This window comes from Flavobacterium sp. M31R6, from assembly GCF_013284035.1.
Lineage (GTDB): Bacteria > Bacteroidota > Bacteroidia > Flavobacteriales > Flavobacteriaceae > Flavobacterium.
On record NZ_CP054141.1, the window covers coordinates 1,932,668 to 1,946,598 of the forward strand.

Consider the following 13,931-nt stretch of genomic DNA (forward strand, 5'->3'; position numbering starts at 1 on the left):
TTTAATACTATTTATTAAAAATATTTTGTACGTAAAATAATGTTTATTTTTTGTTAGGATTAAGTTCAACGAGTATTTTTGCAGTTTTATAAATAATTAGTTTTTAACTACTTGGATTTTAGTTGTTTATAAATTTGTTTTTTCAATATCACCAAAAGTGGGTATTGTATGCTTCTTATATGTAACCTAAATTTGCAATATTCACAAATATTTGGATAAATACTTGTTTAAATTAATACGCAGAAGATGAAAAATCATTTTGTTAATCAAGATAAATTAAATCTCTTTACGAAAATTATTTCTGATAAGATTCAAAATGGATTTGTAGTTGTAGAGCGTAATGACAAATTGCCTTTTACCATTTTATATAAAGAAGGAAAAAAAATAAATCATGGCCTCAATTTTTTGGTTTGCTGTATGACGTTTGGGATGTGGTCTTTGCCTTGGTTGTATTTAACACAAGTTACTTCCAAGGACAAGAAAGTGTTGATTGCAATTGATGAGGAAGGTAAGATTTTTGAAGAAAAATGTTATTTAGGTTAGTCCTTTTTTGTGTTATAATCGCTAATAGATTGCCACAGATTGATTGGGACGTACTTCGTTTTTGAAGATTATAGGATTGGATTAGTGAAAAATCTTTAAATCTGTGGCAATATATTAAGTTGCTTTTAGATTTAGGGTTGATTGAAAATAACGAGCAATTCTTCTGGAATAAATATATAAAGGGATAATGCATAAAAAGTCACCACAAATTATTAATTGTGTGTGGCTTTTTTGTATGACAGTATGAGTAGTTAGCTACCCATTATAGTTTTTCTTTTAAATATTTTGCTGTAATTGATTTTTTGTTTTTTACTATTTCTTCGGGAGTACCTACAGCGAGTAATAAGCCTCCGTTTTCGCCTCCTTCAGGACCTAAGTCAATAACCCAATCAGCACATTTTATTAAGTCAAGATTGTGCTCTATTACAAGTATAGAATGCCCTTTTTCGATTAGAGCATCAAAGGAAGCCATTAACTTTTTAATGTCATGAAAATGTAATCCTGTTGTAGGTTCATCAAAAACAAACAGTGCTTTTTCCTTGATAGTTCCTTTAACTAAAAAAGAAGCGAGTTTTATACGTTGTGCTTCTCCCCCAGAAAGTGTGGATGAGGATTGTCCTAATTGAACATATCCTAAACCTACATCTTGCAAAGGTTGCAGTTTTTGGGTGATTTTTGTTTGTTTGTTTTTTTCAAAGAAATTAATGGAATCATCAATGGTCATCGTCAAGATGTCATGAATGTTTTTGCCATCATAAGTGACTTCTAAAACTTCCTTTTTGAAACGTTTTCCGTTGCAGGTTTCACATGGTAATTGCACATCAGCCATGAAAACCATTTCGACATTTATTGATCCTTCGCCTTTGCAGGTTTCACATCTTCCACCATCGACATTAAAAGAGAAATGCTTGGCTTGATAGCCTCTTACTTTGGAAAGTTTTTCTTTGGCATACAATTCCCTAATATCGTCATAGGCTTTGATGTAGGTTACCGGATTGGAACGAGAACTTCGGCCAATCGGATTTTGATCAACGTATTCAATATGTTTTATCTGTGAAAAAGAGCCTGAAAGCTCGCTAAACTGCCCCGCTTTTTCTCCTGCATTATCCAGTTTTTTCTGCATGGCAGGAAAAAGAATTTTTTTGACAAGCGTGCTTTTTCCACTACCCGAAACTCCAGTAATTACTGTTAGGACATCAAGTGGAAAAATAACATCTATATTCTGTAAATTGTTTTCTCTCGCTCCTTTTATTTCGATAAAATTTTTAAAAGGTCTTCGCTTTTTGGGAACTGTAATTTCAAGATCTCCGTTCAAATATTTTGCGGTTAAAGAGCTTGATTTAAGTATTTCGTCATAAGTGCCTTGGGCAACCAGATTTCCTCCTAAAGTTCCTGCTTCTGGACCTATATCGATAATCATGTCCGCGGCTTTCATGATGTCTTCATCATGCTCCACGACGATTACGGTATTGCCAAGGTTGCGTAATGACAATAAAACTTTAATCAGGCGTTCCGTGTCTTTTGGGTGTAAGCCAATACTTGGCTCATCCAGGATGTACATGGAACCCACAAGGCTACTGCCTAATGAAGTCGCTAAATTAATACGTTGGGATTCTCCTCCAGAAAGTGTTGATGAATTTCGGTTTAAAGTCAAATAATTTAAACCTACTTCAGTTAAAAATGATAATCGATTATTGATTTCGATTAATAATCGTTTGGCAATTTGTTTTTCATATTCATCCAAATCAATATTTTTGAAAAAATCAACCAAGTGTTTGATTGGTAAATCCACTAAATCAGATACAGTTTTTCCATTGATTTTTACATACGAAGCTTCGATTCTCAAACGTTTCCCTTTACAAACATGACATTTGGTTTTACCTCTGTAACGGGAAAGCATTACTCTGTTTTGAATTTTATAATTTTTCTCTTCTAGTTCTTTAAAGAAACTATTTAGCCCTTGAAAATATTTGTTTCCTGTCCAAATCAAATCTTTTTGTTCTTCTGTTAGTTGGAAGTAAGGTTTGTGAATAGGAAAATCAAATTTATAGGCATTGTTTACCAATTCGTCTCGGAACCAGCCCATGCTTTCACCTCGCCAAGGAAATATGGCGTTTTCAAAAATAGAAAGTGAAGTGTTTGGAACGACCAATTCAGCATCAATTCCTATGATATTTCCGTAGCCTTCACAAACGGGGCAAGCTCCATATGGATTGTTGAAACTGAATAAATGCACATTGGGTTCCAGAAAAGTAATACCATCTAATTCGAAATTATTGGAAAAAGTAAATTTTTTATCTGAATTTAATTCCTGCAAATAGCAAATTCCTTTTCCTTCATAAAAGGCTGTTTGAACGGCATCTGATAATCGATTATAAAACTCTTCTTCATCTTTGACCACGATTCTGTCAATTATGAGTAAAATGTCTTTATGGTCTAAAGTATGTTGTTCTGCCGGGGTGAAATCATCCAAGCGGACCATTTCATTATTTACCAAAATCCTAGCAAATCCTTGTTGCAATAAGACTTTTAGTTTGTCTTCCAATTGTCTTCCTTCTTCAAGATGAATAGGCGCGAGGAGTAGCCATTTGCTGTCCAGTTCAAAGTTTTTTACTTCCGTAACTACATCAGTAACTGTGTTTTTTTTGACTTCTTGCCCTGAAATAGGGGAATAGGTTCTTCCAATTCGAGCAAATAATAATTTAATGTAATCGTATATTTCAGTTGAAGTTCCTACGGTTGAACGCGCATTGGTGGTGTTTACTTTTTGCTCAATGGCGATGGCAGGTGCAATTCCTTTGATGTATTCCACTTTTGGTTTGTCCAATCGGCCCAAGAATTGTCTGGCATATGATGATAAACTTTCCACATAACGGCGTTGTCCTTCGGCATACAAAGTATCGAAAGCCAAACTGGATTTTCCAGAACCTGAAAGCCCAGTAATAACAACAAGTTTGTTTCTGGGAATGGCAACATCTACATTTTTTAAATTATGTACTTGTGCACCTTTTATGATGATGTTTTTTTTGGGGTCGAGTTTGGAAATATCAATTGACATACTAAAAATGAATTTTCACAAAAGTACTCAATTTTGATGTGAGAATGCTCAAAGAATTATAATCAAAAATTGGTTTTTTGTAGATGAAAATTTAGTTTATACTTTCCAGTCAAATGTTGATGACAAAGAATCTTCGCAAGAATTTATTGTTGATTATAGTAAAGTTTATCAGTAAAAGATAAAGCAGGAGTTAAAGTTTTTATGTTTTAGCATAAATAAAGTATTCCATCCTGCAAGTTCTTTGGGGGCTTGTAGGTATAATCTTCCGCTCCTTTTAGATTGGTAGAATATTTTTTATATTCTATGTTTTTCGAATATGCCGTGTATAACGATGTATTGCAGAGGTTTATTGTTTTGATATCAGGTTATAATTGCCTTGTATGAATTGATTTAAAATGGAAAAAATAACATTTATTGATTTTTTTCTTGCTACTTTTGATAATTATTTGTTAAATTTGACAAATAATTAACCTAAATAACCTCCTTAAGCCTATAGTATAGAACTACTTTTTAGAAGATTCCCCAAAAACTAACTAATCTAAAAAGGAATTGCTATGGCAAATTTACAAAAATCAGATGCTTTACTAGTAAAGGATTATATGGCTGGCGACGAAAGTGCCTTGGCTATATTAATCAAAAGACATGAATCTAAAATTTATGGATTTATCTATTCTAAAGTAGCCGATAGAGAGGTTTCAAATGACATCTTTCAAGATACTTTCATCAAAGTTATTAAAACTTTGAAAACACAGTCTTATAACGAAGAAGGTAAGTTCTTACCTTGGATAATGAGAATTGCACACAATTTAATAATTGATTTTTATAGAAAATCAAAAAAAATGCCGCTCTTCAGAGAAACTGAAGATTTTTCAATTTTTTCTATAATGTCTGATGATTCCCTTACGGTTGAAAACCAAATTATTGCCGATCAAGTTGAAGTTGATATTCGTAGATTAGTCGAAGAGCTCCCTCTGGATCAAAAAGAAGTTTTGATGATGCGCATGTATCAAGATATGAGTTTTAAAGAAATTTCTGAAACTACTGGAGTGAGTATCAATACTGCCTTGGGTAGAATGCGATATGCCATAATGAATTTGAGAAAAATTATAGATAAACATCAAATTGTTTTGACAAATTGACAATAAATAGATAATTCTCCCGTTGTTATATAAAATAAAATTTATACTTCATATGGAAAAGAATTACTCTAAAGCATTAAAAATTTCTAAAAAAATGAAACCGGATAAAGAGGTGGTATCTTTATTATTAAATTACTCTAAAGCATTAAAAATAGTGAAAATAGAGGGTAAGGTTTTTGAAATTATAGCCAATTAATCGACTTATTGATAAGAAGATAATTCAAGTTTCACAATGCTGGCTTGAATAACAAATTTCACTAATTTCTTTTTATGAGATTAGTGAAATTTATTATTTATGACCTTTTTACTTTTTGGTAAATTCGCTCAAAACTGATTTTCGTCCAATCGTTTTGGTGATAATATCTTTCTCTAAATTCCAGCCTCTAGCAGGCGAATACTCACGTCCGTACCAAATAATTTGAAGGTGAAGATCATTCCATAATTCTTCCGGGAAAATGCGTTTGGCATCTTTTTCAGTTTGAACTACATTTTTTCCATTTGTCAAATTCCATCGGTACATCAATCTGTGGATATGTGTATCAACTGGAAAAGCAGGTACTCCAAAGGCCTGAGACATTACCACACTGGCGGTTTTATGCCCTACAGCTGGCAATTCTTCCAGATATTCAAAACTTTGCGGTACTTGTCCATTGTGTTTCTCAATCAAAATTTGAGACAAACCATGAATTCCTTTTGATTTCATCGGTGATAAACCGCAAGGACGAATAATTTCCTTAATTTCTTCCACCGACATTTTAACCATATCATAGGGATTGTCAGCTTTTGCAAAAAGTAAAGGTGTAATTTGATTCACGCGCACATCCGTACATTGGGCGGAAAGTAAAACCGCAATCAGCAAAGTATATGGGTCTTTATGGTCTAGAGGAATTGGAATAGTAGGATATAGTTCATTTAACGTATTTATAACAAATGTTACGCGTTCCTGTTTGGTCATTTTTTGAGTTGCTGAGTTATTAAGAATCTAAGTTTCTAAGACTCTTTTTGAATGTAAAAATAGTATTATTTAGTTTTTGAATAGATTTATGGATGCTATTTTTTTCAAAACTTAGTATCTTAGCCTCTTAGTAACTTAACGTCTATATAGAATGACTACATTAAAAAAAGGAGATCAAGCACCCCAATTTTCAGGAGTAGACCAAGATGGCAAATCACATCAATTAGCTGATTATGCAGGTAAAAAATTAGTGGTTTTCTTTTATCCAAAAGCTTCCACACCGGGTTGCACTACTGAGGCTTGTGATTTAAGAGATAATTACGAGCGTTTTCAAGCCAATAATTATGCGCTTTTGGGTGTAAGTGCGGATAGTGCCAAAGCGCAAGCCAAATTCAGGGATAAATACGATTTTCCTTTTCCGTTATTGGCTGATGAGGATAAGTCTGTTATTAATGCCTTTGGGGTTTGGGGCTCTAAAAAGTTTATGGGAAGAGAATATGATGGTATCCACAGAACCACCTTTGTAATTGATGAAAACGGAATCATTGACGAAGTAATTTCGGAAGTGAAAACCAAAGCTCATGCTGATCAGATATTGGGGTAATAGTAATTTTTTTAAATATCAAAAGTTGTCGTTTTGTCAAAATTTCTTGTGACTGCGTGAGTGATGGGAGCAAGTTACCTTGTAACGCGGACAGCAGGACAGCAGTAGGGAAAGGGGGCGAATGAGCGATTCTATGAGTTGCCTCCTTTTCCTAATGGTGGCACGCCCAAATTATACATTAAGGGAATTAAAATTCCCTTTGAACCCAAAAAAATCCAAGAAAAACAATCAGTCTTTCTTGGATTTTTTAATAAAGTTATTTCTCTTTTGAATAATAAAATCTTAATTACTGGCTTCTAAAAGCGAATTGGGATGATATCCGAAAAGACGTTTTTCTTTAATAATTTCAGGTACTCCCGTAGGTAACATTTCTTCCCAGCCTGGTTTTCCTGCACCGATCATTTTCAATACTTCACGAGAAAATACTTCTAATATCTCAGGATTGTAACCTTCGATGTCAACCACTTTCCCATTGAATTTGAAAAATTTGTATAATTCTTTCATTCTAGGATGAACTTTTAGGTTTTTGGAAGTTATGATTTCGCCTTCTTCACCTAACATAGGATATAGAAATACTTTCATATCGCGATAGAATAATTTTCCAAAGGCTTCCAGTATTCCTCCGCTCAAATGACGGTAATATTTCTCGTCAAAAATATCCACTAAGTTGTTGACTCCCATTGCAAGCCCCATTCTGGCTTTAGTATAATTAGAAAAATATTCGACAACTTTATAATATTCCTGGAAATTGGATATCATTACGGTTTGTCCCAAAGAGCAAAGTAATTCGGCACGATCCATAAAGTCTCTTTCATCAATTTCACCATCAGAACGTAAATTTGACAATGTAATTTCGAAAATCACCAAGGTGTTTTCTTTCTCAACTTTGTTTTCTTCCAAAAACATTTTTAAAGACTCTTTGTACATATCCATATTTACCTTGGTAACCGGACGGAAACTTCCTCTAAAAGCGAGAATGTTTTTCTTGTACAGTATAGCGGCCGGCAAAACGTTTATGCCTTCAGGATTGAACATTACCGCATCGGTCATGCCATTTTTTACTAATTGTAAACTCATTAATCGATTGTCCACGTCAGCAAAACGGGGACCTGAGAAATTGATGGTGTCAATCTCCAGTTGGTCTTTGTCCAAGTGATCGTATAAGTATCTTAGTAATTTTTTAGGGTCATTGTATTTATAGAAGGCACCATAAATTAGATTTACTCCCAATACACCTAATGTTTCTTGCTGTAATCTGGAATCGGTTTCTTTGAAACGGATGTGGATGATAATTTCGTTGTAGTCTTCGGTTGGCTCCAGTTGGTATCGAATTCCTACCCAACCATGGCCTTTAAATTGTTTTGCAAAATCTATTGTAGCAACTGTATTAGCATAACTGAAAAACATTTTGTTGGGATGTTTGGTTCTGCTCAATCTTTCTTCAATCAATTCACTTTCAAAAGTAAGCATTTTTTTAAGTCTGCTTTCGGTTACATAACGACCGTCTTCCTCAACCCCATAAACCGCATCACTAAAGTCTTTATCGTAAGCTGACATTGCTTTTGCGATTGTTCCTGATGATCCACCTGATCTAAAAAAATGTCTTACTGTTTCTTGACCAGCTCCAATTTCAGCAAAAGTTCCGTATATGTTTTCATTCAAATTGATACGAAGTGCTTTATCCTTTAAAGAAGGAATTTGCTCAATAACTTTGTCTCCTTTTAGTTTTATTTTGGCTTCCATTTTTTTTTGTTTAATTTGGGCAATTATGTTACAAAGTTAACTAATTCGGCTTCTAATGAAAGAGAAATTAATCCTATTTTTGTAAAAAAAACAACGCAATTGAAGGTATATTTTTTAGGTACAGGTACGTCTCAAGGAATTCCAATTATTGGAAGTGATCATGAAGTTTGTAAAAGCACTGATTTTAAGGACAAAAGGCTCCGGGTTTCGGCGTGGATCTCGTGGGAAGGCCATTCGTACGTTATCGATTGCGGCCCCGATTTTAGGCAACAAATGTTGGTGTCCAATTGCAGAAAGATAGACGGTATCTTATTTACGCATGAGCATGCTGATCATACAGCTGGTTTGGATGATATCCGCCCCTTCAATTTTAAGCAGGGAGAGATTCCTATTTATGCCCATAAACGGGTGCTCGTTAATATCGAGAAACGATTTGATTACATATTTGAAACAGTAAATAAATATCCTGGATCTCCCTCTGTAAAAAGAATTGAAATATTTAATAATGTTCCTTTTCCTATTGGTAACAAGCTGGCAATTCCAATAACTGTAATGCATGGTAATCTTCAGGTTTTTGGGTTTAGAGTAGATGATTTTGCCTATTTAACTGATGTGAAAACTATCGAAGAAGCAGAAATAGATAAATTGAGAGGTCTCAAAGTCTTGGTGGTAAATGCTTTGCGAGAGGAACCCCATAATACACATTTTAATTTGCAGGAAGCCCTCGATTTTATAGCTTTGCTGAAACCCGAAAAAGCATATCTTACACACATCAGTCACATGCTCGGTTTTCATGAAGTCGTTCAAAAAAAATTGCCGGATAATGTTTTCTTGGCTTATGATAATTTAGAAATTACTATTTAATTCTGTTTACTGATGAAAAAATCATTACTCCTTTACGCTTTAATTTTGTCTTTAGTTTTTAATATTTATACCTATATGTATTTAAGCAAGGAGGTAACTTTTGAGCAGGAAAAATATAAAAAAACCACAACCAAGTTAAAAGATAGTTTACAGTCTGTTACCAATAAATTGTCTGATGCCAATTATTTTTCATTGGAAAAGAATGAAAATGCCCAAAATTATTTTGAATCGGCCAAGTCGGATAAAATCAGAAATTTTGAGACCTTAATTCCTTACGTGACGGGACAGCTATTGGATTTGAATGCCAATCCAAAAGGGAATCCTTATACGGGACAAGTACAATTGGGAGGCACTAAGTTTTCGATTAATAAAGTAAAAGTGTTGAACCACCGTTGGATAATTGCTGATTACAGCGATGGAGAATATTGGGGTGAAGTATTGTTGAAGTATTTTATCAACGAGGACGAAAGCGTTTCTTTTGAAGTAAATCAGTCTTTTTTATACCAAAAGTAAAAAGTTAGTATGCGTGGTCAGTTTTTTAGTGTTCAGTTGGTAACTGATTACTAAAAAACTGATGACTGAATGCTAATTCTCAACTAGCCAATTCTTGAAATCATAAAAGTTTTGTGGGGCAACTCCATGGCCTACAGGATATTCTTTGTAGGTGATTGCCACGCCTAATTTCTCTAAAAGTGCAGGTGTTTTTCTAGCCCAATCAACGGGAATTACTTGATCTACTGTTCCGTGGGATGCAAATATTTTTAGTTTGCTTAAGTCGTTTTTTAAGTAATCTTCGGAAACAATTTCTAAATTGACATAACCGCTCATCGCTACCACCTTGTTCACTTTTTCCGGATACGAAAGTGCCACTGCATAGCTCAAAATGGAACCCTGGCTGAAACCAATTAGATTTACATCATTGGTATCAATAGGATAATTCGCAACCAATTCATCAATAAAATTGGCAATTATATCTCTTGAAGTACGGGCTTGATCGTTATCTGAAAATTTATTTTGGTCAGCATCAAAATTAATGGCATACCAAGCATAACTTCCATATTGAAGATCATAGGGAGCACGTGCCGAGATAATGTAATATTCATCCGGTAATTCTGGTGCAAATGAAAATAAATCTGCTTCGTTGCTACCATAACCGTGAAGTAATAATAATAATGGATTTTTGTCGAGAATCACTTTCGGTTCTCTTATTTTATATTCTAAGGATAGATTCATAAATCAGTTATCAGTTGTTGGTTTCAATCTAAAATCGTTAATCAGCAATCTAAAATCTTAAATCAAGAAATGCTTTTAAGCCATTTCTGAAAGAACTCTCCAAGTAATGGAACTGGTTTTGTTTCGCCTTTTATGGCACTGAAAATACCATAAGTCCACAAAACAGAAACGAAAATCCACATAGGTGCAGAAATCATCAGACTGTCAAAATTGCTAATTATTAACCCTAAAGAAATAAAAGTAAGGGTAAGTCCTAGTCCTTGTCGAATATGGAAAGAAGCAAATTCGTTTTTGTCTTCACCACTATTCATTGACATGGCTATAAATACGCCAATTCCTAAAATATAACTGGTAATGGCTGCTGTTTTTCCAGCTTCAATATTGTTGTTCATGCTATTTGGTTATCCTAAGATTAATTTTCCTTGGTTCAGAATCCCATAGGCTTTACCTTTTAGAGTGGTGCCTAGAAATGCTGAATTCTTGGATTTTGAAAGTATGTTTTCTTTTGTGAATATGCTTATGCCTTCCGGATTGAATAAAGTGATATTGGCTATTTCACCTTCACTGATGCTGTTGTTTGGAATACTGAAAATCGCTTTTCCAGAGGTGAATTTTTCGATTATCGTTTCTAATGGAAGTACAGTCATCAAAGCGCCAAAAGCACTTTCTAAACCAATAGTTCCGTTTTTGGCCATATCAAACTCCATTTTTTTGTGTTCGATGTCGACTGGATTGTGATCGGATGTGATTATATCGATAGTTCCGTCTAAAACTCCATTAATTAAAGCTTGTCTGTCGTTTTCAGTTTTCAATGGTGGAGTTACTTTATATCTTGTGTCAAATCCTTCCAGTTTTTCATCGGTCAATACCAAATGGTGAACGGCTACGCTACAAGTAACGTTTAGTCCTTTTGCTTTAGCATCTTTAATTAATTGTACTGATTTTGCTGAGGAAATGGTTGGGACATGCATTTTGCCCCCTGTGTATTCCAATAAAAATAAATTTCTTACAATTTGTAGTTCTTCAGCTAAGTCTGGAATGCCTTTCAGTCCCAATCGAGTAGAAACAACTCCTTCATTGGCAACCCCGTTTCCTTTTATTTTGTCGTCCTGTGCAAAAGCGATAACCAATCCATCAAAATCCTGTACATATTGTAATGCTATTTTTAGCAAATTGGCGTTTTCCAAGCTTTTTGTGTAATCTCCAAAAGCAACCGCACCCGAATTTTTCATATCATACAATTCGGCCATGTCTTTACCTTCGCTTTCTTTGGTTAAAGCTCCAATTGGAAAGAGTTGCGTAGCAAAACCATTGGCTTTGTTTTTTACGAAATTCACTTGAGCTTGATTGTCTATAACAGGGAAGGAGTTTGGTTGTAAAGCGATAGCTGTAAAACCGCTTTTGGCTGCAACATCCAGTCCGTTTGCGATAGTTTCTCTGTCTTCAAAACCTGGTTCTCCCAAGGAAACGCTGCTGTCAAACCATCCTTGTGAAAGGTGAAGATTGTCAAGCTTTAGTTCTTCGGAATTATCGGTATTTGGAAGTGCCGTTCCTATTTTTTTTATAAAACCATCTACAATTAAAAGATCTACAATCTCATTGTGAAAGGGACTTTTCGAATCGATAATTTTGGCGCCTCGGATGATTATTTTCATGTTGTTTTTATAATTTTTAGAAACTGGATTGTTATTTCACAAATTTGATAATTGCCATTTCCAATGCTAGGAAGAGTAGTGCAAAGATAATAAACCATTTCCAAATTTGATTGTCGCTTCGGTTGGTTTGTAGCTTGTCAAAAATGGTTGAAATGGAATCACTTGTTTTATAATCGGATAATATGCTTTCGTTGACTTGATCCAAATTGCTTTCGGTTCTTGGGTAATTAAAGCTGATGTTTTCTATTGCTTTTTTAGAATCATATATCGTGTAATTGCCTGCTTTTTCTGGGTAATCATTAAAAAAAAGTTGTACTTTATTATTCAGAAGTTGTTGTACTGGGATAAATTGTTCTTCCGAATTTTTTACGGTCAGAATTTCATCTTTGGATAAAAGTACTGAAACAATATAAGAACTGTTATTACCAATAGTGTTGGCATTTATACCATTATTTAGCTTACTTAAAGCCATTTTGTAAAATACAGGAACAATCAAAGGCGATTGTTGGAAATTGGAATTCAGAATATTTATCGGTGCCGAAAAAACATAAACCGATGAAACGGCATTTCGAAGTCCTATCAAAAAAGGCGATTGATCCTCAAAATTTAAAACCGCAGGACTTGTGGTAGAAATAGCGAAATCTTTTTTGGTTTTTGGATATTGAAAATTATTGGTTTTGTTTTCAAAGACGCCAGCAAACAACGGATGGCTGAAGTTGATTTTGGTAATCAGCTTTTCATTTGATTCCAATGATTGGAATTGAGTGGCGCCAAACTGATTCAATAACGCATTTAAATTGGGAATTGAACCTGTTTCAGACGGAATTATAATCAGATTTCCGCCTTTATTCACAAACGCTTTTAAAGTGGTTTGCAAGGCTTGTGGAATTTCGTCCAGCTCATTCAAAACAATGGCATCTTGCTTGTCTATACTGTTGTAATCCAAAGTACTTAACGTAAAAGAACTGTAATTGAATTCGTCATCAGTGTAAATTCGACTCAAGAAATTGTTTTTTTCGGGTGCTCCAATACTGATGATGTTTGTCTTTTTGATTTTTGAAATGCTAAAAAACAATCTATTGTCGTATGCCAAATAATTGTCTTCTATGGAAACATAACCATGAAAAGTTTGTTTTGGAATAGTGAAATTTATGGTTTCTTTTTTGTTCTTGAAATTGATGATAGTTTTTGCAATCAGTTTGTTTTGATTGTACAAAGCAACGGGAACGGGTTTGAAATCGGAACTGTAATTTGTCGTGTTGATGCTTAATTCATAAAAATCATCCAGAGTTTGACGAATAAAAACACTGTCGATGGCCACATTATTTTTTTGCTCCGCTTTTGGAATAATAAAATACGGAATGTTTTCGGTGTCAATATTTTTTAATTGATTTTGATTTAGGCCCACCGCATCAGTTATGACGACAATGTCTTTCTTGAAAGCCGATTTATGCGCTTTTATTTTAGCTATAATATTATCCAATTGAAAAGGAGTCGCACTGTATTTCAAGTTTTGCAATTCACCTCGAATGGTTTTAATATCGGTATTCCAGTAATTATCAGTATTGGTCAACAAAGAAAAATTGGCATTTTCCGGAGTTTCTTCAAGCAGTTCCTGAATGGCACGTTTAAGTAATTCCCCTTTTTTTCCTTTGGCTTGCATACTGAAGGAATTATCCAAGACTATATACATTTCATTGCTGGCATTTTTGCTGTCTTTGGATTCAAAAAAAGGTTGGGCAAAGGCAAGAATAATGCAGGTGAGTAAAAGGATTCTGCAGGTTAAAAGCAACCATTTTTTTATTTTGGAACTTTTTCGGGTTTGAATCGAAAGTGCTTTTAGAAACCGGACATTAGTGAAATATTCTTTTTTGAAACGTCTTAATTGAAATAAATGTACCAAAATTGGAACAATCAGCAGAAATAGAAAGTATAGAATTTCGGGTTGTTTAAAGTGCATTCTAAGTTTTTGTTTGCTTCACAGGGTTTTATGACAATGAAGTTCGTAAGATTTTGTGTTTCAAAAATACAAATTTGTTGACAGTTTCTCATGATGTTGTTATTATTTTTCAAAATAGGAAGCAAATAGGGTAATTCTGAAAGAAAATAAGTATTTTAGCTATTCTGAAAACTATAA

13 protein-coding genes are annotated in these 13,931 nt (G+C 34.0%); 6 read left to right on the forward strand and 7 right to left on the reverse strand.

Features of this window, described 5'->3' with window-relative positions:
- Positions 1-246: 246 nt before the first annotated feature.
- A complete protein-coding gene (locus tag HQN62_RS07900; RefSeq protein WP_116795689.1) occupies positions 247-543 on the forward strand; it encodes a hypothetical protein in 297 nt (98 codons plus the stop codon).
- 262 nt (positions 544-805) lie between these two features.
- Here HQN62_RS07900 and uvrA read toward each other — a convergent pair whose 3' ends face one another.
- On the reverse strand, positions 806-3,601 hold the full coding sequence (uvrA, locus tag HQN62_RS07905; RefSeq protein WP_173503944.1) for an excinuclease ABC subunit UvrA: 2,796 nt from the start codon (positions 3,599-3,601) through the stop codon (positions 806-808).
- A gap of 554 nt (positions 3,602-4,155) precedes the next feature.
- Here uvrA and HQN62_RS07910 point away from each other — a divergent pair.
- Both HQN62_RS07910 and HQN62_RS07915 read left to right on the forward strand, forming a co-directional pair.
- On the forward strand, positions 4,156-4,740 hold the full coding sequence (locus HQN62_RS07910; protein WP_116795687.1) for an RNA polymerase sigma factor: 585 nt from the start codon (positions 4,156-4,158) through the stop codon (positions 4,738-4,740).
- 52 nt (positions 4,741-4,792) lie between these two features.
- Entirely contained in the window at positions 4,793-4,936 is a 144-nt protein-coding gene (locus tag HQN62_RS07915) for a hypothetical protein (protein WP_165818085.1), read from the forward strand.
- A gap of 108 nt (positions 4,937-5,044) precedes the next feature.
- Here the strand turns inward: HQN62_RS07915 and HQN62_RS07920 are convergent, their stop codons facing one another.
- Positions 5,045-5,695 carry an endonuclease III domain-containing protein gene (locus HQN62_RS07920; RefSeq protein WP_116798348.1) on the reverse strand — a complete coding sequence of 217 codons (651 nt, stop codon included), beginning with the start codon at positions 5,693-5,695 and terminating at the stop codon, positions 5,045-5,047.
- 151 nt (positions 5,696-5,846) lie between these two features.
- On the opposite strand from HQN62_RS07920, the gene bcp reads away from it, so the two are divergent.
- A complete protein-coding gene (bcp, locus tag HQN62_RS07925; protein WP_173503945.1) occupies positions 5,847-6,299 on the forward strand; it encodes a thioredoxin-dependent thiol peroxidase in 453 nt (150 codons plus the stop codon).
- A gap of 282 nt (positions 6,300-6,581) precedes the next feature.
- On the opposite strand, the gene HQN62_RS07930 is transcribed toward bcp, so the two are convergent.
- Entirely contained in the window at positions 6,582-8,042 is a 1,461-nt protein-coding gene (locus HQN62_RS07930) for a TonB-dependent receptor (protein WP_173503946.1), read from the reverse strand.
- A 99-nt stretch (positions 8,043-8,141) separates the two neighbouring features.
- Here HQN62_RS07930 and HQN62_RS07935 point away from each other — a divergent pair, with 99 nt between their 5' ends.
- Positions 8,142-8,906 carry an MBL fold metallo-hydrolase gene (locus HQN62_RS07935; protein WP_173503947.1) on the forward strand — a complete coding sequence of 255 codons (765 nt, stop codon included), beginning with the start codon at positions 8,142-8,144 and terminating at the stop codon, positions 8,904-8,906.
- A 12-nt stretch (positions 8,907-8,918) separates the two neighbouring features.
- The gene (locus HQN62_RS07940) at positions 8,919-9,419 is read left to right on the forward strand and encodes a hypothetical protein (RefSeq protein WP_173503948.1); all 501 of its coding nucleotides are present in this window, start codon (positions 8,919-8,921) and stop codon (positions 9,417-9,419) included.
- A 72-nt stretch (positions 9,420-9,491) separates the two neighbouring features.
- Here the strand turns inward: HQN62_RS07940 and HQN62_RS07945 are convergent, their stop codons facing one another.
- The 4 genes from HQN62_RS07945 to HQN62_RS07960 all read right to left on the reverse strand — a co-directional run bounded on the left by HQN62_RS07945 (position 9,492) and on the right by HQN62_RS07960 (position 13,754).
- Complete coding sequence (locus HQN62_RS07945) at positions 9,492-10,139, reverse strand: alpha/beta hydrolase (protein WP_173503949.1); 648 nt, start codon at positions 10,137-10,139, stop codon at positions 9,492-9,494.
- A 62-nt stretch (positions 10,140-10,201) separates the two neighbouring features.
- Complete coding sequence (locus tag HQN62_RS07950) at positions 10,202-10,531, reverse strand: hypothetical protein (protein ID WP_116795682.1); 330 nt, start codon at positions 10,529-10,531, stop codon at positions 10,202-10,204.
- A gap of 9 nt (positions 10,532-10,540) precedes the next feature.
- Complete coding sequence (locus tag HQN62_RS07955) at positions 10,541-11,794, reverse strand: dihydroorotase (protein ID WP_173503950.1); 1,254 nt, start codon at positions 11,792-11,794, stop codon at positions 10,541-10,543.
- A 31-nt stretch (positions 11,795-11,825) separates the two neighbouring features.
- Complete coding sequence (locus tag HQN62_RS07960) at positions 11,826-13,754, reverse strand: vWA domain-containing protein (RefSeq protein WP_173503951.1); 1,929 nt, start codon at positions 13,752-13,754, stop codon at positions 11,826-11,828.
- Between the last annotated feature and the right edge of the window lie 177 nt (positions 13,755-13,931).

What these genes read in the sequence shown, in the direction of transcription:
- HQN62_RS07945 (WP_173503949.1), bottom strand. Translation starts at nt 10,139, where the DNA reads ATGAATCTATCCTTAGAATATAAAATAAGAGAACCGAAAGTGATTCTC.
- HQN62_RS07920 (WP_116798348.1), bottom strand. Translation starts at nt 5,695, where the DNA reads ATGACCAAACAGGAACGCGTAACATTTGTTATAAATACGTTAAATGAA.
- HQN62_RS07940 (WP_173503948.1), top strand. Translation starts at nt 8,919, where the DNA reads ATGAAAAAATCATTACTCCTTTACGCTTTAATTTTGTCTTTAGTTTTT.
- bcp (WP_173503945.1), top strand. Translation starts at nt 5,847, where the DNA reads ATGACTACATTAAAAAAAGGAGATCAAGCACCCCAATTTTCAGGAGTA.
- HQN62_RS07900 (WP_116795689.1), top strand. Translation starts at nt 247, where the DNA reads ATGAAAAATCATTTTGTTAATCAAGATAAATTAAATCTCTTTACGAAA.
- HQN62_RS07950 (WP_116795682.1), bottom strand. Translation starts at nt 10,531, where the DNA reads ATGAACAACAATATTGAAGCTGGAAAAACAGCAGCCATTACCAGTTAT.
- HQN62_RS07955 (WP_173503950.1), bottom strand. Translation starts at nt 11,794, where the DNA reads ATGAAAATAATCATCCGAGGCGCCAAAATTATCGATTCGAAAAGTCCC.
- uvrA (WP_173503944.1), bottom strand. Translation starts at nt 3,601, where the DNA reads ATGTCAATTGATATTTCCAAACTCGACCCCAAAAAAAACATCATCATA.
- HQN62_RS07915 (WP_165818085.1), top strand. Translation starts at nt 4,793, where the DNA reads ATGGAAAAGAATTACTCTAAAGCATTAAAAATTTCTAAAAAAATGAAA.
- HQN62_RS07960 (WP_173503951.1), bottom strand. Translation starts at nt 13,754, where the DNA reads ATGCACTTTAAACAACCCGAAATTCTATACTTTCTATTTCTGCTGATT.
- HQN62_RS07910 (WP_116795687.1), top strand. Translation starts at nt 4,156, where the DNA reads ATGGCAAATTTACAAAAATCAGATGCTTTACTAGTAAAGGATTATATG.
- HQN62_RS07930 (WP_173503946.1), bottom strand. Translation starts at nt 8,042, where the DNA reads ATGGAAGCCAAAATAAAACTAAAAGGAGACAAAGTTATTGAGCAAATT.